This is a genomic window from Micromonospora sp. NBRC 110038 (assembly GCF_020884815.1).
GTDB lineage: Bacteria > Actinomycetota > Actinomycetes > Mycobacteriales > Micromonosporaceae > Micromonospora > Micromonospora haikouensis.
The window spans coordinates 411,766-431,983 of record NZ_BBOL01000003.1; the positions used below are offsets into that span (position 1 = coordinate 411,766).

At 72.7% G+C, this 20,218-nt stretch carries 19 protein-coding genes; 6 read left to right on the plus strand and 13 right to left on the minus strand.

All coding sequences use genetic code 11. The features are described 5' to 3' along the window. The first annotated feature begins 142 nt into the window (after positions 1 to 142). Together pknB and LPU61_RS13510 are read left to right on the plus strand one after the other, a co-directional pair. Complete coding sequence (pknB, locus tag LPU61_RS13505; protein WP_229405079.1) at positions 143 to 2,128, plus strand: Stk1 family PASTA domain-containing Ser/Thr kinase; 1,986 nt, start codon at positions 143 to 145, stop codon at positions 2,126 to 2,128. Further along, the gene (locus LPU61_RS13510; RefSeq protein ID WP_043967235.1) at positions 2,125 to 2,994 is read left to right on the plus strand and encodes a deoxyribonuclease IV; all 870 of its coding nucleotides are present in this window, start codon (positions 2,125 to 2,127) and stop codon (positions 2,992 to 2,994) included. The genes pknB and LPU61_RS13510 overlap by 4 nt, the downstream gene beginning before the upstream one ends. A 34-nt stretch (positions 2,995 to 3,028) precedes the next feature. Here LPU61_RS13510 and LPU61_RS13515 read toward each other — a convergent pair whose 3' ends face one another. The 5 genes from LPU61_RS13515 to LPU61_RS13535 form a co-directional block, all read right to left on the minus strand. Then, positions 3,029 to 4,060: a low specificity L-threonine aldolase gene (locus LPU61_RS13515; RefSeq protein WP_229405080.1), complete on the minus strand. Its 1,032-nt coding sequence runs from the start codon at positions 4,058 to 4,060 to the stop codon at positions 3,029 to 3,031. Between the two features lie 108 nt (positions 4,061 to 4,168). Continuing rightward, complete coding sequence (locus LPU61_RS13520) at positions 4,169 to 5,575, minus strand: class II 3-deoxy-7-phosphoheptulonate synthase (protein ID WP_043967233.1); 1,407 nt, start codon at positions 5,573 to 5,575, stop codon at positions 4,169 to 4,171. A 91-nt stretch (positions 5,576 to 5,666) separates the two neighbouring features. Continuing rightward, complete coding sequence (locus LPU61_RS13525) at positions 5,667 to 6,155, minus strand: hypothetical protein (protein WP_229405081.1); 489 nt, start codon at positions 6,153 to 6,155, stop codon at positions 5,667 to 5,669. Between the two features lie 201 nt (positions 6,156 to 6,356). Then, positions 6,357 to 7,991 (minus strand): glycosyl hydrolase family 18 protein, encoded by a 1,635-nt coding sequence (locus tag LPU61_RS13530; protein WP_229405082.1) that lies wholly within the window; start codon positions 7,989 to 7,991, stop codon positions 6,357 to 6,359. A 306-nt stretch (positions 7,992 to 8,297) separates the two neighbouring features. After that, the gene (locus tag LPU61_RS13535) at positions 8,298 to 9,101 is read right to left on the minus strand and encodes an SGNH/GDSL hydrolase family protein (protein ID WP_229405083.1); all 804 of its coding nucleotides are present in this window, start codon (positions 9,099 to 9,101) and stop codon (positions 8,298 to 8,300) included. A gap of 222 nt (positions 9,102 to 9,323) precedes the next feature. Between LPU61_RS13535 and LPU61_RS13540 the strand changes: the two genes are divergently transcribed. Next, on the plus strand, positions 9,324 to 10,157 hold the full coding sequence (locus LPU61_RS13540) for an exonuclease domain-containing protein (RefSeq protein ID WP_043967227.1): 834 nt from the start codon (positions 9,324 to 9,326) through the stop codon (positions 10,155 to 10,157). Between the two features lie 89 nt (positions 10,158 to 10,246). Next, a complete protein-coding gene (locus LPU61_RS13545; protein WP_043967225.1) occupies positions 10,247 to 11,194 on the plus strand; it encodes a threonine/serine dehydratase in 948 nt (315 codons plus the stop codon). 8 nt (positions 11,195 to 11,202) lie between these two features. On the opposite strand, the gene LPU61_RS13550 is transcribed toward LPU61_RS13545, so the two are convergent. The 5 genes from LPU61_RS13550 to LPU61_RS13570 all read right to left on the minus strand — a co-directional run bounded on the left by LPU61_RS13550 (position 11,203) and on the right by LPU61_RS13570 (position 14,685). Continuing rightward, the gene (locus LPU61_RS13550) at positions 11,203 to 11,553 is read right to left on the minus strand and encodes a DUF2203 domain-containing protein (RefSeq protein WP_043967223.1); all 351 of its coding nucleotides are present in this window, start codon (positions 11,551 to 11,553) and stop codon (positions 11,203 to 11,205) included. A 124-nt stretch (positions 11,554 to 11,677) separates the two neighbouring features. Continuing rightward, positions 11,678 to 12,664, minus strand: coding sequence for a nucleotidyl transferase AbiEii/AbiGii toxin family protein (locus LPU61_RS13555; RefSeq protein WP_063838620.1), 987 nt, complete (start codon positions 12,662 to 12,664; stop codon positions 11,678 to 11,680). Beyond that, positions 12,661 to 13,230 carry a type IV toxin-antitoxin system AbiEi family antitoxin domain-containing protein gene (locus LPU61_RS13560; RefSeq protein WP_043967222.1) on the minus strand — a complete coding sequence of 190 codons (570 nt, stop codon included), beginning with the start codon at positions 13,228 to 13,230 and terminating at the stop codon, positions 12,661 to 12,663. Before LPU61_RS13560 ends, LPU61_RS13555 begins: the two co-directional genes overlap by 4 nt. Positions 13,231 to 13,318: 88 nt before the next feature. Beyond that, positions 13,319 to 14,335 (minus strand): oxidoreductase, encoded by a 1,017-nt coding sequence (locus LPU61_RS13565; protein WP_229405084.1) that lies wholly within the window; start codon positions 14,333 to 14,335, stop codon positions 13,319 to 13,321. Further along, positions 14,332 to 14,685, minus strand: a complete 354-nt coding sequence (locus tag LPU61_RS13570) for a hypothetical protein (protein WP_229405085.1) — start codon at positions 14,683 to 14,685, stop codon at positions 14,332 to 14,334. Before LPU61_RS13570 ends, LPU61_RS13565 begins: the two co-directional genes overlap by 4 nt. A 570-nt stretch (positions 14,686 to 15,255) precedes the next feature. On the opposite strand from LPU61_RS13570, the gene LPU61_RS13575 reads away from it, so the two are divergent. Beyond that, a complete protein-coding gene (locus LPU61_RS13575; protein WP_229405086.1) occupies positions 15,256 to 16,476 on the plus strand; it encodes a helix-turn-helix domain-containing protein in 1,221 nt (406 codons plus the stop codon). Beyond that, entirely contained in the window at positions 16,457 to 16,996 is a 540-nt protein-coding gene (locus LPU61_RS13580; protein ID WP_229405087.1) for an NUDIX hydrolase, read from the plus strand. The genes LPU61_RS13575 and LPU61_RS13580 overlap by 20 nt, the downstream gene beginning before the upstream one ends. 233 nt (positions 16,997 to 17,229) lie before the next feature. Here the strand turns inward: LPU61_RS13580 and LPU61_RS13585 are convergent, their stop codons facing one another. The 3 genes from LPU61_RS13585 to LPU61_RS13595 all read right to left on the minus strand — a co-directional run bounded on the left by LPU61_RS13585 (position 17,230) and on the right by LPU61_RS13595 (position 20,119). Next, positions 17,230 to 18,168, minus strand: a complete 939-nt coding sequence (locus LPU61_RS13585) for an aminoglycoside phosphotransferase family protein (RefSeq protein ID WP_229405088.1) — start codon at positions 18,166 to 18,168, stop codon at positions 17,230 to 17,232. 12 nt (positions 18,169 to 18,180) lie between these two features. Next, positions 18,181 to 18,999, minus strand: a complete 819-nt coding sequence (proC, locus tag LPU61_RS13590) for a pyrroline-5-carboxylate reductase (protein WP_043967215.1) — start codon at positions 18,997 to 18,999, stop codon at positions 18,181 to 18,183. A 91-nt stretch (positions 19,000 to 19,090) separates the two neighbouring features. Further along, a complete protein-coding gene (locus tag LPU61_RS13595) occupies positions 19,091 to 20,119 on the minus strand; it encodes a 6-phosphofructokinase (RefSeq protein ID WP_043969293.1) in 1,029 nt (342 codons plus the stop codon). Positions 20,120 to 20,218 lie beyond the last annotated feature (99 nt).

Below are 20,218 nucleotides of genomic sequence, written 5' to 3' on the forward strand. Positions count from 1 at the left end.
CGCGGCACCCCCCTCGCCCCGCAGGCGAGGGGCCGGCGGGGGCTCCGGAACCGGTCCACGCGCGCGGCGCGGGGGGCACCCGGCCATCCGGCTGTAGCATCCGGTGCAACCTCCACCCTCCAGAGACATAGACTGCCTGCCGATGGACACACAGGTCGCCGACACGTTGCTGGGCTCGCTGCTCGACGGGCGCTACCGCATTCGCGGTCGCGTGGCCCGTGGCGGCATGGCGACCGTGTACACCGCCACCGACGAGCGCCTGGAGCGCACCGTCGCAGTCAAGATCATCCACCCGACCCAGGCAACCGAGGCGCGGGCCCGGATGGCCGGGTTCCTGGCACGCTTCACCGACGAGGCGAAGACCATCGCCCGGCTGACCCACCCGAACGTGGTGGCGGTCTACGACCAGGGCACCCACGCCGGCCTGCCGTACCTGGTCATGGAGTACGTGCGGGGCCGCACCCTGCGCGACGTGCTCGCCGAGCGCCGCCGGCTCAACCCCGACGAGGCGCTGGCGATCATGGAGCAGATGCTCGCCGCGATCGCCGCCGCGCACCGCGCCGGCCTGGTCCACCGCGACGTCAAGCCCGAGAACGTGCTGGTCGCCGAGGCCCCCACCGGCGGCGTGGCGAACCTGGTCGACAGCGTCGTCAAGGTCGCCGACTTCGGGCTGGCCCGGGCCGTGGAGGCCAGCTCCGAGGAGGAGCCGGGCAACCAGCTCATGGCCACCGTGGCGTACGTCGCCCCGGAGCTGGTCACCGACGGCCGCTCCGACACCCGCACCGACGTCTACTCGGCCGGCATCGTGCTGTTCGAGATGCTCACCGGCCGGGTCCCCTACGACGGCGACCGCCCGGTGGACGTCGCCTGGCAGCACGTCGACCGGGACGTGCCGGCCCCGTCGACGCTGGTGCCCGGCCTGCCCCGGGCGCTCGACGACCTGGTCGCCCGGGCCACCCGCCGCGACCCGGGCGCGCGCCCCACCGACGCCGGCGCCCTGCTGGCCGAGGTCCAGGTGGCCCGCGACGACCTGGGCAACGCCAACACGCACACCGCCGTGCTGCGCCCGGTGACCGACGAGACCAGCGCGATGGCGCAGCCGACCATGGCGGTCGCGGCGGTCCACCCGGCCCAGCGGCCCGCCTGGGCGCGGCTGCCCGAGCCCGAACCGCAGCGCCCGCACCGGCGGCGGGCCACCCCCGAGCCCGAGGGGCCGATGGCGCGGCTCGCCGCGCTGCGTACCCAGATCATGGGCGACCCGCGCGGCCGCAGGGGCGTCCTCGCGGCCCTGGTGGTGCTCGGCCTGGTCGTCGCGCTCACCGGCTGGTGGTTCGGGATGGGCCGGTACACGGTGGCCCCGGAGCTGGTCGGCCTCACCAAGGCCGAGGCGGAGGGGCAGGCCGACCGGGGCGGGTTCGTGCTGCGCTACGCCGAGCCCCGCTACGACGAGAAGGTCCCCCGCGACGCCGTCCTGACGCAGGACCCGGCCTCGGCGGCCCGGATCGTCAAGGGCGGCACGATCACCCTCACCCTGTCCCGGGGCCCGGAGCGGCTGCCGGTGCCCGACGTGGTCGGCAAGGACTTCGAGCTGGCCGAGGCGGACCTGACCAACGCCGAGCTGGTGGTGGCCAAGGGCGGCTCCCGCTACGACGACAACCTGCCCGAGGGCGTCGTGGTGGCCACCGACCCGAAGGTCGGCACCGAGGTGAAGCCCGGCGCGAAGGTCACCGTCATCCTCAGCAAGGGCAAGGCGCCGATCTCGGTGCCCAACCTGGTCGGCAAGAACCTCGGCGAGGCCCGCGCCGCCCTGGCCCAGCTCGGCCTGGTCCCGGTGGAGACCTACAAGAAGTCGGACAAGCCGCGCGACGAGATCCTCGGGCAGAGCCCTGCCAGCGGCACCGGCGTGGAGAAGGGCGCCCAGGTCAAGCTCGACGTCAGCGAGGGGCCGCCGCAGGTCGTCGTGCCCCGGGTGGTCGACCTGCCCTGCCAGCAGGCCAAGCAGCAGTTGGAGAGCCAGGGCCTGCCGGTGAACGTGCAGTTCAACCCCAACGGCACCGTCCGGTTCCAGAACCCGGGCGAGAACTCGCAGGTGCCGCCCGGCACCCCGGTCACGATCGGCTGCCTGTGAGCACCCCCGCGCCCCGCCGCCCGGTCGGCTCGCACACCCCCACCTCGGGCGGGCTGGCGAAGGCCGCCCTGCCGTACGTCGACGCCGCCGCCTCCGAGGCCGTCCAGGTCTACGTGTCCAACTCCCGGGGCTGGGCGCTGCCGGCGGGTGACCCGGCCCAGGACGCGCTGTTCCGCGACGGCTGCGCCGCGCGCGGGGTGCCCGTGTTCATCCACGCGTCCCTGCTGGTGAACCTGGGCTCGCCCACCCCGGCCACGGTCGAGCGGTCCGCGCAGACGCTGGCCCACGCGCTGCGCCGGGGGCGGGCGATCGGCGCCCGGGGCGTGGTCTTCCACGCCGGCAGCGCCGTCGACGCCGGGCACGCCGACGCGGCCCTGCGCCAGGTGCGCGAGGCGCTGCTGCCGCTGCTCGACGAGACCACGGCCACGGACGGCCCGCTGCTGCTGGTGGAGCCGAGCGCGGGCGGGGGCCGGTCCCTGGCCTCCCGGGTGGAGCACCTCGGCCCCTACCTCGACGCGGTGGACCGCCACCCCGGCCTGGGCGTCTGCTTCGACACATGCCACGCCTGGGCCGCCGGGCACGACCTGGCCGCCGAGGGCGGGATGACGGCCTGCCTGGACACGCTGGTGGCCACGGTGGGGCCGGACCGGCTGCGGCTGGTGCACGCCAACGACTCGAAGGACCTGTGCGGCTCGACCCGGGACCGGCACGAGAACATCGGCAAGGGCAGCATCGGCGAGCCGGCGTTCGCCGAGCTGATGGCCCACCCCGCCACGGCCGGCATCCCGATCGTGGTGGAGACCCCGACGGAGAAGCACGAGGGCCACGCCACCGACATCGCCACCCTCAAGCGCCTGCACCCCTGACCCGGTCCTCCCCCGCCCCCGGTGGCGGGCGGGGTCAGCGGCGCAGGATCGACGCCAGGACGGTGGCGGCGCGGTCGACCGCGTCGTCGTCGACGTCGAGGTGGGTGACCAGGCGGGCGAGGCGCGGGCCGAGCACCGAGATCAGCACCCCCTCGGCGCGGGCGGCGGCGGCCAGGCCCCGCGCGTCCAGGTCGGTCTTGGTCAGGTCGAGTGGGACCAGGTTCGTGCGCACCGGCGACGCGAGCACCCCGAACGGGGCGAGCGCCTCCACCAGGCGGGCGGCCTTCGCGTGGTCGTCGGCGAGCCGCTCGACGTGGTGCGCGAGGGCGTACCGGCCGGCGGCGGCGAGCACCCCGGCCTGGCGCATCCCGCCGCCCATCCGCTTCCGGATCGTCCGCGCCCGCCCGATCCGCTCCGCGCTGCCCACCACCAGCGAGCCGACCGGCGCGCCGAGGCCCTTGGACAGGCAGACGGACAGGGTGTCGAACAGCGCGCCGTACTCCGCCAGGGGCACCCGGTCGGCCACGTGGGCGTGCCAGATCCGGGCCCCGTCGCAGTGCAGGGCGAGGCCGTCGGCGTCGGCGACCCGGCGCAGCTCGCGCAGCGTGGCCAGGGGGATCACCCCGCCGCCGCCCCGGTTGTGGGTCTGCTCGACGGCGATCGCCCGCGTCGGCACCGCGAAGTAGTCGTCCGGCCGGACCATCCCGGCGACCACGCCGGGGTCGAGGTCCGCGCCGGCCGCCGGCCACGTCCGCGACGAGATCCCGCCGTACGCCGCCGCCGCGCCGATCTCGTACGTCACCACGTGCGCGTCGGCGTCGCAGAGCAGCTCGTCGCCCGGCGGCACCACCAGTTGCAGGGCGATCTGGTTGGCCATCGAACCGGTCGGGGCGAACAGCGCCGCCTCGTGCCCGAACAGCGCGGCGACCTCGGCCTCCAGGGCGTTGACCGTCGGGTCCTCGCCGTAGACGTCGTCGCCGACCTCGGCGGCGGCCATCGCCTCCCGCATCCCGGCGGTGGGCCGGGTCACGGTGTCCGACCGCAGGTCGACAACAGCGTCAGCCACGGATCCGCCTCCGGCCGCCGACTGCGGGGCTCGCAAGCTCACTCCTCGCGTCAGCCACCATGCCCCCTACGGCCGCCGACTGCGGGGCTCGCAAGCTCACTCCTCGCGTCAGCCACGGAGCATCTCCGCCACGAGGAACGCCAGCTCCAGCGACTGCTGGGTGTTCAGCCGGGGGTCGCAGGCGGTCTCGTACCGGTCGGGCAGGTCCAGGTCCTCGATGCCCTGCGCGCCGCCGAGGCACTCGGTGACGTCCTCGCCGGTCAGCTCGACGTGCAGGCCGCCCGGGTGGGTCTCCAGCCCCCGGTGCACCTCGAAGTAGCCGAGCACCTCGTCGACGATGCGGTCGAAGTGCCGCGTCTTGTAGCCGTTGGAGGACTCGTGGGTGTTGCCGTGCATCGGGTCGCACTGCCAGACCACCTTGGCGCCGGCGGCGGTGACCTTCGCCACGATCGGCGGCAGGGTGTCGCGGACCTTATGGTTGCCCATCCGGCTGATCAGCGTGAGCCGGCCGGGGATGTTCTCCGGGTTGAGCTTCTCGCAGAGCTCGATCGCCTCGTCGGGGGTGGTGGTCGGGCCGAGCTTCACGCCGATCGGGTTGGCGATGCGGGAGATGAAGTCGATGTGCGCCCCGTCGATCTGCCGGGTGCGCTCGCCGATCCACAGGAAGTGCCCGGACAGCCCGTACGCCCGGGTGCCGGAGACCCGGGTGAGCGCCCGGTCGTATTCCAGAGCCAGGGCCTCGTGGGAGCAGTAGAGGGTGACCGTGCGCAGCGCGTCGTCCTCGGTCATCCCGCAGGCCTGGATGAACGCGATGGCCCGGTCGATCTCCCGGGCGATCGCCTCGTAGCGCTCGCCGGCCGGGGAGTTCTTGACGAAGCCCTTGTTCCAGTCGTGCACCGCGTGCAGGTCGGCCAGCCCGCCGGCCAGGTACGCCCGGAGCATGTTCATCGCGGCGGCCGAGTTCGCGTACGCCCGGATCATGCGCTGCGGGTCGGCGACCCGGGCCTCCGGCGTGGCCTCCAGCGAGTTGATCAGGTCGCCGCGGTAGGCCGGCAGCCCGCGGGCGTCGGTCGGCAGCGACCGGGGCTTGGTGTACTGCCCGGCGACCCGGGCGACCTTGACCACCGGCAGGGACGCGCCGTAGGTGAGCACGATCGCCATCTGGAGCAGGGTGCGGGCGTTGGCCAGCAGGTGGCTCTCGGTGTTGTCGGCGAAGGTCTCGGCGCAGTCGCCGCCCTGGAGCAGGAACGCCTTGCCCTCGCAGACCAGGGCGAGCTTGCGCCGCAGCTGGTCGACCTCGTACGGCGCGACGACCGACGGCACGGTGTCGAGCACCTTGCAGACCTCGGCGACCTGGGCCTGGTCGGGCCACGGCGGGACCTGCGCGCGGGGCAGCTCCCGCCAGCGGTCGAGGCCGAGGGCGGCGTCCTCGGCGGAGTCGACGGTCGGGCGGCTGGTCTGCAGGCCGGGGCTGCCCACGGCGGGATGGCTCAGCTGATGCCACTCATGGCGCATGACGGAAAGCGTACGGCGACCGCCCGGGCACCCGACGGGCGAGGGGGACGGTTTCCGGCAGTTGGAAGATCAACGCCGACCCGGGGCGTGATCAGGGGGTGACCGACGGCTCCGGGGTGTTGCCGCCCGGCGCCTCGCGCGCCACGCACCAGTCGGCACCGCTGCGGGTGACGGTGAACAGCAGTGGCCGGGTGGCCTCGCGGGAGCCGGCGGTCACGGTGATCTCCGTGCTGACCTCCTGCCCGCCCGCGCCCGCGCGGACGTCGGTGATCGTCGCCCCGGTCACGGTGAAGTGGTCGGCGAAGTCGCCGTTCGGGCCGGTCGCGGCGGCGTCGAAGGCCGCCTGGGCGGGGGCGCAGAGCTGGCCGCGCCCGGCGGCCACGTCCTTGGCGATCATCGCGTCGAGGTACGCCTGGACCCGCTCCCGCGACTTCGCGGCCGCCTCCTCGGCGGGCGCCCGGCCGGGCTGCTGGGCGGCGTCCTCGTCGTCGCTGCCGCAGCCGACCAGGGCGAACGGGAGGACCGCGAGTGTCGCGACCAGCGCCGCCCTGGTGGCCACCCTGGTGTTCGTCACGCCCATCCGTCCCTCCCCTCGGCCCCGGCACACCGGGGACGCCGCCGATGGGCGAGTCTGACACATCACCCCCGCGCCACGCCCACGCCGGGCCGCGCCCACGCACGCCGGGGCCCGGGAACCGCCGTGCGGACGGTTCCCGGGCCCGGGGTGTTTGCAGGGGACCCTTGCTATGCGGAAAGCGTCAACAGGGGGCCCTTCCTTGCCTCAGCCGAGGCCGCCGCGGATCGCGCCGATCAGCTCGCCGTTGGTGGTGTCGCCGGACAGCTCCCAGAAGAACGCGCCGCCGAGGCCCTGGTTCTTCGCGTACGTCATCTTGCCGCCGATGGTCGACGGGGTGTCGTAGCTCCACCAGTTGCTGCCGCACTTGGCGTACGCGGTGCCGCCGACCGTGCCCGTGGCCGGGCAGGTGTTCTTGAGCACCTTGTAGTCCTCGATGCCGGCCTCGTAGGTGCCCGGCGCCGCCCCGGTGGCGGAGCCGCCCGGCGCGGACTGGGTCACCCCGGTCCAGCCCCGGCCGTAGAAGCCGATGCCGAGCAGCAGCTTGTCGGCCGGGATCCCCTTGCCCTTGAGCTTCTGGATCGCGGCGTCGGAGTTGAAGCCCGCCTGCGGGATGCCGTCGTAGGAGTAGAGCGGGGAGTGCGGGGCGGTGGGGCCCTGCGCGTTGAAGGCGCCGAAGTAGTCGTACGTCATCGGCATGAGCCAGTTGAGGTTGCCGATCGCCCCGGCGTAGTCGGTGGCGTCGATCTTGCCGCCGTTGCTGCCGTCGGCGGTGATGGCGGCGGTGACCAGGGCCGAGGAGCCGAACTTCGACCGCAGCGCGGAGATCACGTTCTTGAAGGCGTTCGGGCCGCTGGTGTCGCAGGTGAGGCCGCAGGCGTTCGGGTACTCCCAGTCGACGTCGATGCCGTCGAAGACGTCGGCCCAGCGCGGGTCCTCGACCAGGTTGTAGCAGCTCTCGGCGAACGCGGCCGGGTTCTGCGCGGCCTGGGTGAAGCCACCCGACCAGGTCCAGCCGCCGAAGGACCAGATGACCTTGAGGTGCGGGTACATCTTCTTCAGCTTGCGGAGCTGGTTGAAGCTGCCGCGCAGCGGCTGGTCCCAGGTGTCGGCGACGCCGTCGACGCTGTCGGCCGCCGTGTACGCCTTCTCGTAGTCGGCGTAGCTGTCACCGATGGCGCAGCGGCCGCCGGTGGTGTTGCCGAAGGCGTACAGGATGTGGGTGAGCTTCGCGGCGGAGCCGCTGGTGTGGATGTTCTTGACGTGGTAGTTGCGGCCGTAGACGCCCCATTCGGCGAAGTAGCCGACGACCTTCTTGCCGCCGGTGGGCGGGGTCGTGGTCGGCGGCGGCGTGGTGGGCGGTGCGGTCGTCGGGGGCGCGGTCGTCGGCGGCGCGGTCGTGGGGGGCGCGGTCGTCGGCGGCGCGGTGGTGGGGGTGGTCCCCCCGCCGCACGGCGCGCCGTTGATGGTGCAGTTCAGCGGCGCCTTGTAGGCCCCGGTGCCGTTGTAGCCCCAGCTGAAGGTCGCCCCGGGGGCGAGCGGGCCGGCCCAGCTCTTCTTCACCGCGACCCAGTGGTTGCCGCTGCTGGTGACGTCGGCGTCCCAGGCGCTGCTGATGGTGGTGCCGGCGGGCAGGTCGAACTCGATGCGCCAGGTGCTGACGCTGGCGGCGGAGCCGTTGGTGACGGTTACCCGGGTCTCGTGGCCGGTCCCCCAGTCCTGCGCCTTGGCGAACGTGGCGGTCACACTCCCCGCGCCGAACGCCGAGGTCACCGGGACCACCGCGACGGTCACCGCGACCACGGCACCGGCCCAGAGGGCCCGGCGGAGCGATCTCTTCATGTGGCGGCTCCCCAAACAGTTAGGAAACTTTCCAAAAGGATGGTGAGACGCTACTCACGCCGTCATCAGTTCGTCAAGATGCACATGCGTCGATCACCGGATAGCGGGCGGTGACGGGCCACCCCGCCGTTGATCGACTCCGTGTCGCCGACGTGGCGGGGTCCCCGCCACCCGGATGCCCCCATGTCGCCGACATGGAGTCGATCACCCCGTCCCACCGGAGGCGCGGACGCGGACGCGCCCGGGGCGGCAGGAAGCCGCCCCGGGCGCGCCGGGGTCAGAGCAGGGACAGGTGACTCGCCAGGCTCAGCCGGCGGCGGAGCGGAACACCGGGTAGTAGCCGCCGGACTGGCCGGCCGCCGTCGGGTGGTACGAGATGCCGATGCTGGCGAAGTTGAGCGCGTGCAGCCACTTCTCGCCGTAGCTGCACAGCTGGTGGCCAACGAAGATGGAGCGGACGTCGGCGAACGTGAAGCCGGCAGACGCGGCGGCGCTGCGGGTGATGTCGTCGACCAGGTTGATGCCCTCGTTGATCTTCGCCCGCGAGTTCGCGCTCAGACCGACGCAGACCGTGCCGAGCTGGTAGAAGACCGGGTAGCCGACCACCACCACCCGCGCCGACGGGGCCTTGGACCTGATCCCGCTGTAGACCTTCGCGAGCTTGCCGGACAGCTCGGCGCGCGCCTTGTCCTCGGCGGCCTGCACGGCGGCCACGCACTGGCTCTCGCCGTAGAGCACGCAGGTGGTCATGATGTTGGCGAAGCCGACGTCGTTGCCGCCGATGGTGACGCTGACCAGCGTGGTGGTCGACGACAGCGCGGAGAGCTGGTTGTTGATCACGTCCGTGGTGGTCGCCCCGGAGCAGGCCACCGACTTGTACGACGCGGGCTTGACGTTGGCGTTGTAGAGCGCCGGATACGCGTTGGTGCTGCGCTGGCAGCTCCCGCTCTCCGAGGTGTAGCTGCCGGCGCCGACGCCGGAGGCGTACGAGTCGCCGAGGGCGACGTAGCGGTCGGTGGGTGCCGCCTGGGCGGGGACGGCCAGCGTGAGCGTGGCGCCGATGGACGCCGCGAGGCTCACGGCGAGGGTAACGAGACGGGATCTCCGCACGTCGCACTCCTGGGGGTGGGAAGTGGTAGTCAGAGATAGATACCACCGAATGCACGGTAAATGGAAGATCACCGATCCCTAACAGGGGTGGTCGCTAGGGGGCGGCGACCATCCACAAGGGCCACGGATCCGCCCGTTCGTCGGCGTGTGCGGCGGGCCGCCCGCCGGGCGCGTACCCGAAGATCGTCTCCTGTTCGTCGACACCCCACAGGAGACAACTCAATGATCAACAAGTACGCCGGGCGCTGCGCCACCTGCCACGCCCCGGTGGAGGCCGGCGCCGGCCGGCGCGCCAGCGCCAACGGGGTCTGGAACACGTACCACGACGGGTGCGTGCCGGCCCGGGTCGCGCCGCCCGTCGGACGCCACGGCGGCTGGCACGACCTGCCGGTCGTCGGCTTCGACCTGGAGGGCACCCTGCCCGATCCGACGGAGACCCGGATCGTCTCCGCGGCCCTGGTGCACTCCGACGGCACGACGCAGGAGTGGCTCGTCGACCCGGGCGTGCCGATCCCCGCCGACGCCACGGCCCGGCACGGCATCACCGACGAGCGGGTGCGCGCCGACGGCCGGCCGGCCCGGGAGGCGCTCGCGGAGCTGGGCACGGCGGTGGCCAAGCTGATCGCCGACGCCACGCCGCTGGTGGCCTTCTGCGCCCCGTACGACGTGACGGCCCTGCACACCGAGCTGGCCCGGCACGGCCTGCCGGCCATCGACTGGGACCGGGCCGTCGTCATCGACCCGTCCGTGCTGCACCAGCAGGTCGAACCCCGGTGGTACGGCCGCCGGCAGCTCGGCGACCTGTGCCGGTACTACGAGGTCACGCTCGACAACGCCCACGACGCGGCCAGCGACGCCCGGGCAGCCGCCGAGTTGGCCCGGTCGATCGCCGCCCGGCACGAGGCCATCGCCCGGATGCGGCCGGACGCGCTGCACCGGGCGCAGGTCGGCTGGCACGCCGAGCAGGCCCGGGGCCTCCAGCTCTCCTTCGACCGGCGGGGCATCGACAGGACGGTCAGCACCCAGTGGCCGCTGGAGACGGCGCCGCGCGACTGACCCCGGCCGGGGCACGGTGCGGCCCGGGCCGTGCCCCGTGGTGAGCGCGGGGCGTGAGGCGGTGTGTGGTGGCGGCTAGGCTGCGCCGTGTGCAGTTGGTGAGCGCGGACGACATCACGGCGGCGCAGCGGCGGATCGGCGGGCGGGTCGTCCGCACCCCGCTGCTGGCCTGCACGCACATCGGCGACGAGTACGGCCTCGACCTCTGGGTCAAGGCGGAGAACCTGCAGCACACCGGCAGCTTCAAGACCCGCGGGGTGCTCAACGCGTTGCTCGCGCTCACCGAACGCGCCGGCCGACCGGCCGGCCTGGCGGCCTTCTCGGCCGGCAACCACGCGATGGCCGTGGCGTACGCCGGCCAGGCGTACGCCCTGCCCACCGTGGTGTGCATGCCGCCGCACGCGGTGCCGACCAAGATCGAGGCGGTCCGCCGGTACGGCGGGGAGGTCGTGCTCACCGACGACCTGCTCGGCACCTGCGAGGCCATCGCGGCGGAACGCGGATACCACCTGCTGCCGCCGTTCGACGACCCGGACGTCATCGCCGGCCAGGCCACCATCGGCCGGGAGATCCTGGCCGACGGCCCGCCGCCGGGGCTGGTCCTGGTGCCGGTGGGCGGCGGTGGGCTGATCAGCGGCGTGGCGGCGGCGGTGCGGGCGGCGGCACCGACCGCGCGGATCGTCGGGGTGGAGCCGGCCACCGCCAACGCCGTCGGGCACGCCCTGCGCACCGGCGGCGCGGCCCCGGCCACGCCGCCACGGTCGATGGCCGACGGGCTGGCCGCCCCCTTCGCCGGCCGGCACACCCTGGCCCACATCCAGGCCCTGGTGGACGACGTGGTGGAGGTCGCCGAGGACGCGATCTGGGGCGCGTGGTGGGAGCTGCTGGACGCCACGAAGCTCCTGGTCGAGCCGTCCGCCGCCGTCACCTACGCGGCGCTGCGCACCGGCCTGGTCAGTGCCGCGTCGTGCACCCGGGTGGTGCTGGTGCTCAGCGGCGGCAACGTCTCACCGGCGGCGCTGGCCACCCTGCGCTGAGCCTCCGTTCACACCCGGCGGCGGCCGGCGAAGCCGCACTCGACGCGGTGGTACCAGCGCACGTCGGAGTCGCCCTCCAGCCAGCACCACAGCACCGGGCGGCCGCCCCGCTCGCCGGGGAAGTCCAGCAGCACCGGGGCGATGCCCTTGACCTGGATGTCGTGCTCGTGCAGCTCGTCCACGACGCCGTGCAGCCGGGCCTCCAGGCCCTTGACCTCGGCGAGGCCGCCGAGCGGACTCAGCCCGCCGTCGGCGAGGTCGGCGCGCAGCTCGGCGAGGTCGGCGCGGAGCCGGATCAGCTCGTCGATGCGCGGTTGCAGGGTGGCCACGAGGTGACGCGCCTGGGCGAGGGTGAACACCGCGCCAGTATGGGGCACGGGTCTCCTCTCGCGCAGGTGTGGCGACCCCGCCCCGGCCCGGCCCGGCCGCAAGCCGACCACCCGCACCGGCAGGGTGGTCAAGGGTTCCCAGGTTGGTGGATGGTCACTCGGCCGGCGGGTCGTCCGAGAGCTGGCGACCGCGTCGAATCGCTTCGTCGTAGACGCCCATGTCGATCGCGTCCGCCGTCAACTCGTCCAGTGCCTCACGGCGTGCTCTCGACCGGTGTTCCCGACCACCGGAAAGCGGGGTCAAGGCGGGATCAGCCAGCGCGAAAACCCGCTGCAACACCTCGTCGAAGCTCTGCGGCAACCGATCATCGAGGCGATGCTTACGTCGCCAGGCGGCCCACCGCCGCTGCGCGAGCGTCGCATAGCCGTCGAGAACCTGACTCAACGGCGCGAGCGTCACCCCGCGGTACTCGGCCACCCGTTGCACGGCTGCGGCCAGCTCGCCGCCATCGATGTCGTGCAGGCCAGAGAGCAGGTAGACGTCGGCGAAGTCGCGCCAACGGGTGTTTGCCGCACTCCGCTGCAACGCTGTCACCAGCTTCTCCGCGTACACCATGGAGAGCGGATAGCCCGTCACCACGATCTCACCGTCGAGCAGGCGTGGCAGCTTGATCGGCTTTGGATCAGGCCAGATCGGGTCGCCGACGTTGACGTCGACATGGAAGGACAGGCGGGCAGCGGCGAGGTGGCCGCTGAGGCTGACCCGCACGCCGGTGTAGACGTCGTCGTCCCGGATGGTTTCCGCCGTTGCGCTCGCCGCATCGAGCGTCAGGCCGTCGTCGAGGTCCAGGGCGCTGATGCGACGGACGATACCGAGCACCCGCTCGGCGTCGTTCGAAATCCATCGGCCCTGGAGATCCACGTCTCGGGTCGGCCGGCGGGCGGCATAGGCGGCCAGCAGCACGCCGCCCTTGAGGACCAGCTTGTCCGCGTACGGGGATCGGGCCAAGCGGGCGAGGAAGCCCTCCAGCGCATAGACCTGGTGCAGCTCGTCGGTGGGGCGGCCGGAGCGGCGCGCGAGATTCTGAAGGTCGAGGTAGGCGCGGCCGGCCAGGGTGGCTCGGGTCGGGCGCACGGTCACAGCAGGATCTCCAGAGCCTCTCGGAGTGGTCGTTCGGCCTGCGGGAAGTATCGAGCCATCGCCAGCAACTTCGCCGGTGCCGCGCCGTCGCGTCTCAGCCACCGACGCAAAGCCGGGTACGCCAGCTCCGGGCCCTCGCGGTGCCGGAGGCGAAGGGCATCGATGATGCTGCGCTCGGGCCCGTAGAGGCCGATCGAGGTCTCCGGATCGAGTGGCAACTCCGCGCGGCCGACCTCGAAGGTGGCCGGGTCGAACGCGTGCCAGGCGACCGGGGCGGCCGTCGCCGGTCGATGCCGACCGCGCGGCAGCGCGACATCGATGCGGGAGGGAATCTCGTCGGTGAGGCCGTGACGAGCCAGTGCGCTCGTCAGGCACAGGGTGGCAGGCGGAGCCCGGTGGGCAAGCTCGACGAGGTCGATGTCTGCGGCCTCGGCGTCGTGGCGTCGATAGAGCCCATGGCCCATGCGCTCTATCAGCCCTTGGTCCCGCAATCGGTAGAGCCGCCACCGCGTCAGGCCGGCCTCCAGGGCCTGCGAGTAGCTGAAGGTTACCGGCAACGAGCGCATTGACGTTGCCTCAACCTCTCCCCCTCGCCTCACCAGAGAAACCCTACACACCCCTGCGGAACCTGTAAGGAATTCCTCCGGAAATTCCTTAGGCTTCAGCCCCCGTAAGCGGACAAAACGGCAGGTTGATGTGTTCGGCCGGGACCCCGGCGGCGAGCAGCCGCAGCCGCGACCCGGCCAGCATCGGCGGCGGCCCGCACAGGTAGACCTCCTGGCCGGGCCGGTAGTGGTCGAGCGCCACGGTCAGCGCGTCGCCCCGCTCCCCCGCCCCGGCGAGCGGGTCGTGCGACAACGCCGGCACCAGGGTCAGCCAGTCGTGGGCGCGCTGGAGCTTGTCGAGGCTGACCGAGTCGTAGAGGTCGACGAAGGCGCGCGCGCCGACGACCAGGGTCACCTGCCGCCCGGCCGGTGCGGCGGCGACCTGCTCGACGAGGGAGCGCAGCGGCGCGAGGCCGGTGCCCCCGGCCACCAGCAGCAGGTCCGCCCGCGAGGCCGGGTCGACGCCCAGCCCGACGTCGCGCGGCGGGCCGAGCCAGATCGGGTCGCCGGGGCGTACCTCGTGGACCAGGGCGCGGGAGACGGCCGCGACCGCCCGGACGTGCAGTTCCACGGTGCCGTCGGGGCGCGGCGCGTTGGCCGGGGAATACCAGCGCCACCGGCCGGGCCAGCGCTCGGTGCAGACCGGCACCGCCTGGCCGGGTCGGAAGGGCAGGCGTCGCCAGGGGCGCACGGTCAGGATCGCGACGCCCTCGGCGGGCCGGTCGTGGCCGATGACCTGCGCCGGCCACCAGGCCGGGCCGCCGCCGGCCCGCTCGGCGGCGCGGGTCACCGCCGCCGAAGCCCGCCGCGCGGCCTCCACCGCAGCCTGGTGCGGCAGCAGGCGATGGCGGCGGTAGGCGTGGCCGAGCACGGCCAGCAGCGCCGCCCGCCCCGCCGGGTCGTCGCCGCCGGCGGCCAGCCGCCCCAGCGCCGCGAGGAACACGGCCGCCTCCTTCGCCGGCAGCCGCCCCGGGCAGCGCTCCTCGACCGCGCACCAGAAGTCGTCGGCCGCCGCGCGGGCGTACCGCAGCAGGGTGGACCACGACGCGGCCAGGGCGGCGGTCACGCGCCGGCCTCGTCGGCGAAGGCCCGCCGGGCCGCGTCCACCGCGCCGGCCGGCACGTCGAGCGCCCACAGCACCCCGGCCAGATAATCGACCACGCGGCGGTGCTGCTCCTCGGTCAGGCCCAGGCCGCGCCACGCCCCGGCCGCCGGCCGCGCGATGTCGCCCGCCGGCCCGCCGAGCGCCACCGTGAGGGTCAGCGCCAGGTGCCCGGCGAGCCGGGCCCGATCAACCCCGACGAGGTACGGCGCCAGCTCGGCGTCCGCCGCCACCAGCCGCAACCAGCGGGCCACCGCGTCGCGCACCCCCGCCGACCCGAGCGCTTCGATCGGGTACGGCCCGAGCCCGGTCACGCCCACCGCCAGGTGCCCGGCATCGTTGTCATGGAGAGTCCTTCCGTCGGGATCGCGAGGTCGGGCGGCACCGGGGCGGACGGGGACGGCGGACGCGCTGGGGGCCGCGCCCCACCGGTGCCCAGCACCCGCCCCGGGCCCATGCCGACAGGTTCGCGGCACGCGAGAGCCAGCGGCATGACTGCCAACAGATGGTCGACACGCATCCCACGCAAGTGGAGTTCTCCGATATGCACGCGGCGTATGCCGAACGCTCACGTAACGAGTTGAATGGATAGGCTCAGCGCACCCCACGATGGACGGAGACGCCCGACCATGGCGAGATCGCCGGGACGTAACGCCAACTGCCCCCGCTGCGGTGGAAGGCTCGCCCGCGACAACACCAGCGGGCGCTGCGGGCCCTGCCAGGCCACCGAACGAAACCGCGTTGCCTCACCGCCTGCCTTGCCAAACTCCTTCTGGGACCACGGGCCGATCCGGCAGGCGCTGGCCAAACGTCACTTGGGACGGGCCATCCGGGCCTACCGCTGCCACCCTTACCACGGTCGTCACCCACTGCCCCAGGAAATCGTGGCCCGTTGGCTCGGCCTCTCGCAGGCTCAGCTCAGCCGAATCGAGAACGGCCCAGCGGTCGTTCACCTCGACCGCCTCGCGCATTGGGCGCAGCTCCTACAGATCCCCCCTCGCCTGTTGTGGTTCGCGTTGCCCGCAGGTCATGAGGGCGGGAAGGCCATCAGCTTCGCCGGGGCGGGCAAGCCGAGCCTCAGGTCAACGAGGAACAACCGCGAGATCAACCCCAACGCGGATTCGGCCAGCACCAGAGACCACCAACGGCAGGGGGCGAGGGACGAGCACCTGAACTTCGTACGGTCACTCCGGCTGGCTGACCGCCGAGTTGGCGGCGGTCATCTGTACGCCACAGTAACGGCCTATCTTGCAGGCAGGGTCGCCGAACCAGTACCCGTTGGGGCCAGCACACCAGGGAAGGCAGCACTCGCTGCTGCCGCCTCGCTCAACGAGATGGCCGGGTGGATGGCGCACGACTCCGGTGGCGCAGGTCCTGCCCGCCGACACCTCGGCGAAGCCCTCGCCTTTGCGGAGAAGAGCCAGGACCACCATCTCGTAGCGCAGATTCACGCAGGGCTGAGTCATCTCGCCAACCACTGCGGCGACGCGCGCGGGTCGCTGTTCCACGCCCGGAACGGACTGGAACGTCTTCGGCAGGCTCCGTCGCACGGCCGGCTCCAGGCCCGGCTTCTGGCGATGCAGGCACGCGGGTTCGCCATTGGCGGCCAACCGGTCGACGCCACCCGAGCGCTCGCCGACGCGGAGGCGTCGTTGCACAAGCCGATCACGGGCACATCAGAGTGGTTGAGTCCCTTCGACGTGACTTCGTTCGCCATCGAGGCTGCGCGCTGCCTCCTTCGCGTCGGTGATCTGGCCGAGTCCCAGCGCCGGCTCCAGGCCGCGCTGGCCGTCAGCCCGGCCGATAGGGTCAGAAGTCGCGCGTTGGCTCAACTCATGTTGGTCACGGTCTTGCTCGGCAAGGGCCAGATCGACGAGGCGTGCGTCGCAACCCATGCTGTGCTGGACGAGATCGCTGGCCTCGGATCAGGCGTCATCATCGATCAACTACAACACGCTTCGATACTCTTCGGATCTCACGCGAAGGCGTGTGCCGAGGTTCCGCCGCTCCTCGACCGTCTCCGCGACACGATCCACGAGCGATCATGGATCGGCACAGTGGGTGAGCTACGGTCAGGAGCAGCCGGTGACGAACAGCTCGGATGATCGCCCGCTCTACGAGCGGGATCCGGTTGCGTGGCAGGCATATCTGGCGGAGGGCAACGCGAAGCAGGCCCGCAAGCGGGTCGGCGCAGACGTCCTGATCAGAAACGAACAGGGCCACGTCCTGCTCGTCAACCCGCGGTACAAGCCGGATTGGGACCTTCCCGGCGGGATGGTCGAGGCGAACGAGACTCCCCACCAGGCCGCCGAGCGCGAGTTATGCGAGGAACTGGGAGTCGAGGTGAGGGCCGGACGGCTGCTGGTGGTGGACTGGGTGGCTCCGCACGGCCCGTGGGACGACAGTTTGATGTTCGTTTTCGACTGCGGCATGGTTACCGGTGAGCAGGCAAGATCACTGCGGCTGGCGGACGGTGAGCTGCTGGAATTCCGTTTCATTTCACCGGATGACGCCAGAGCGACTCTTCGCCCCTACGTCTGGCAGCGCCTTGACAATGCCGTGGCCGCTGCTACCGACGGCGGTTTCCGCTATCTGATCAACGGGGTTGCGCACGGCCCACGCTGAGAATGCGTGGCGACCCGAATCCCACGGAAGCCCGATCGTCACTCGGACTGAGCTGCCAGTACTCGTTCCTGCGTCAGGCAGCCGTCACGACGAAACGTCAGTGCCCGCTACTAGTAGATCTTGGTAGATTTCGGCCCCTCTGGGGGCCGTTTCGTACCAAGATCGCTGACCTACCGAGATCTGGGGCAGTCACCGTGCGACGACGCGACGGGCGCCTGGCCGGCGCAGGGGCTTCACCGACTGTCGCCGTTGGTGTACTCGGCGAAGATCTCGTCGAGGATCCTCCGTGAGTTCGCCGCCGCCTCGCCGACATCCGGCGCGTTCGCATAGCTGACCAGGGTCTTCCAGAGCGCCCAGCCACGCCCGCGCGCCCAGGTCGCGTCGTCCACGGCCAGCCGCTCCCGGAAGGCCCGCCGGCCCTCGGCGGTCAGCAGCGTCCAGGCGATCGCCAGGTCACAGGACGGGTCGCCGACTCCGCAGGTGCCGAAGTCGATGATCGCCGCGAGGTGCCCGTCGTCGAGCAGGAGGTTTCCCTGCGCGAGGTCGCCGTGGAACCAGCGCTCCGCACCGTCCCAGCGCGCGTCCAGGGCGCGTCGCCAGACCTCGCCGGCCAGGCCCACGTCGATCCGCCCGTCGAGAGCCGTGAGCGCCCGGTCGGCCAGCCCGTCGTACGTGCGCAGGGTGCCGCCGCGATACCAGTTGTGCCGGCCCGGGCGGGGACCGTCAGCGGCGTCGACACCCTGCAGGGCCACGACGAACCCGGCCAGGTCGAGCGCGAACCGGACCGGGTCGGCGATGCGGTCCGCCCGCGCGGTCTCGCCGTCGAGCCACCGGTAGACCGACCAGGCGTACGGGTAGCCCTCGCCGGGCCCGCCCTTCGCCAGCGGGGTGGGGACGGGCAGCGGGAGACGGGGGGCGAGCACGGGGAGCCACCGGTGTTCCTTGGCGACCGCCTCGGCGTACTCGACCGCGCTCGGCAGGCGTACCGACATGCCGGTGCCGAGGCGGAAGGTCCAGTTGTCCCAGCCGCCGTCGGCGACCGGCTCGACCGGCAGGTCGGCCCAGTGCGGGAACTGGCCGGCGACGAGCCGGCGCACCTGGGCCACGTCGACGGCGACGCGTTCGGGCAGCGGGCCGAGATCCGGAACGTCGTCAGCCCCCACGTCTGGCATCGCCCGTCGACCTCACTCGGACTGGGCGGCCAGCTCGCGGGCGCGGTCGCGGGCCGCTTCGAGGGCCGCGAGCATCGCCGCGCGTACGCCGTGGTTCTCCAGCTCGCGGATGGCGGAGATCGTGGTGCCGGCGGGCGAGGTGACCGCCTCGCGCAGCTTGACCGGGTGCTCGCCGGAGTCGCGCAGCATGACCGCCGAGCCGATCGCGGTCTGCACGATCAGCTCGTGGGCGACCTGACGGGGCAGGCCGAGCAGGATGCCGGCGTCGACCATCGCCTCGACCAGGAGGTAGAAGTAGGCCGGCCCGGAGCCGGACAGGGCGGTGACGGCGTCCTGCTGCGACTCGGGGACCCGGACGGTCGCGCCCAGCGGGGTGAACATCTCCTCGGCCAGGGCGAGGTGCTCGCCGGTGGCGTGGGCGCCGGCCGAGATGGCGCTCATCGCCTGGTCGACCAGGGCCGGGGTGTTGGTCATGACCCGCACCACGGGGGTGCCCTCGGGCAGCCGCCGGTTGAAGAAGCCGGTCGGCAGGCCGGCGCAGAGCGAGATGACCAGCTTGTCGGCGGGCACCTTCGGCCCGATCTCGTCGAGCAGGGCGGCGGCGTCCTGCGGCTTGACGGCGATGGCCAGCACGTCGGCCTCGCCGACGGCGGTCAGGTTGTCGACCACCCGTACGCCGTAGCGGGTGGCCAGCTCCTCGGCGCGGATCGGCCGCCGGGCCGTGGCCAGCAGCCGGCCCACCGGCCAGCCGGAGCGCAGCAGCCCGGAGAGCATCAGCTCGCCGATCTTGCCCGCGCCGATCACCGCAACGGTGTGGTCGCCCACCGCCATGGTCGTACCCCTTTCGTGGCCCGCCGTGCGGCGGGGCCGAGCGGCGCGCGCGGCGGCTCCACGGGGAACCGCCGCGCGCGCCGGGTTGGCGTCAGCTGCCGAAGAAGACCTCGGCCTCTTCGTAGCGCTCCAGCGGCACGGTCTTCAGCTCGCGGGTGGCCTCGGCCAGCGGCACCCGGACGATGTCCGTGCTCTGCATGGCGACCATCTTGCCCCAGTCGCCCTCGTGGGCGGCGTCGATCGCCTGGAGGCCGAGCCGGGTGGCGAGCACCCGGTCGAAGGCGGTCGGGGTGCCGCCGCGCTGGATGTGGCCCAGCACGACGGTGCGGGCCTCCTTGCCGGTCTTGGCCTCCAGCTGCTCGGCGAGCCACTGGCCGATGCCGCCGAGGCGGACGTGGCCGAACGCGTCCAGCTCCTGGTTGTGCAGGACCATCTGGCCGTCGAGCGGCTGGGCGCCCTCGGCGACGACGACGATCGGGGCGTACTGGTGCTGGAAGCGCTTCTCGACGTACCCGGCGACCTGCTCGACGTCGAACTGCCGCTCGGGCAGCAGGATGACGTTGGCGCCGCCGGCCAGGCCGGCGTGCAGGGCGATCCAGCCGGCGTGCCGGCCCATGACCTCGACGACGAGGGTGCGGTGGTGGCTCTCGGCGGTGGTGTGCAGCCGGTCGATCGCCTCCATGGCGATGTTGACGGCGGTGTCGAAGCCGAAGGTGTAGTCGGTGGCGCCGAGGTCGTTGTCGATCGTCTTGGGCACGCCGACGACGTTGACGCCCAGCTCGTGCAGCTTGGTGGCGACGCCCAGGGTGTCCTCGCCGCCGATCGCGATCAGCGCGTCCACGCCCTGCGCGGCGAGGTTCTCCTTGATCCGCTCCACGCCGTTCTCGATCTTGAACGGGTTGGTGCGGGACGAGCCGAGGATGGTGCCGCCGCGCGGCAGGATGCCCCGCACCTCGGCGATGCCGAGGGGCTTGGACAGGCCCTCCAGCGGGCCCTTCCAGCCGTCCTGGAAGCCCACGAACTCGTGACCGTAGGTGGCGACGCCCTTGCGGACCACCGCCCGGATAACCGCGTTGAGACCCGGGCAGTCGCCGCCGCCGGTGAGCACGCCGATACGCATGATCTGCTCATCCTCCTGGAGCATCAGGTGAAGCCCGATTTGCCCCAGGATAAGTGTCGGATCAGACCTCGGCACCGTTGCCGGCCCGGGGCGGGCCGT

Coding starts and splice junctions, on each gene's coding strand:
- pknB (WP_229405079.1), top strand. CDS start 143: ATGGACACACAGGTCGCCGACACGTTGCTGGGCTCGCTGCTCGACGGG.
- LPU61_RS13530 (WP_229405082.1), bottom strand. CDS start 7,991: ATGAAGAGATCGCTCCGCCGGGCCCTCTGGGCCGGTGCCGTGGTCGCG.
- LPU61_RS13540 (WP_043967227.1), top strand. CDS start 9,324: ATGATCAACAAGTACGCCGGGCGCTGCGCCACCTGCCACGCCCCGGTG.
- LPU61_RS13595 (WP_043969293.1), bottom strand. CDS start 20,119: ATGCGTATCGGCGTGCTCACCGGCGGCGGCGACTGCCCGGGTCTCAAC.
- LPU61_RS13560 (WP_043967222.1), bottom strand. CDS start 13,230: ATGCGCTCGTTGCCGGTAACCTTCAGCTACTCGCAGGCCCTGGAGGCC.
- proC (WP_043967215.1), bottom strand. CDS start 18,999: ATGGCGGTGGGCGACCACACCGTTGCGGTGATCGGCGCGGGCAAGATC.
- LPU61_RS13585 (WP_229405088.1), bottom strand. CDS start 18,168: ATGCCAGACGTGGGGGCTGACGACGTTCCGGATCTCGGCCCGCTGCCC.
- LPU61_RS13520 (WP_043967233.1), bottom strand. CDS start 5,575: ATGCGCCATGAGTGGCATCAGCTGAGCCATCCCGCCGTGGGCAGCCCC.
- LPU61_RS13525 (WP_229405081.1), bottom strand. CDS start 6,155: ATGGGCGTGACGAACACCAGGGTGGCCACCAGGGCGGCGCTGGTCGCG.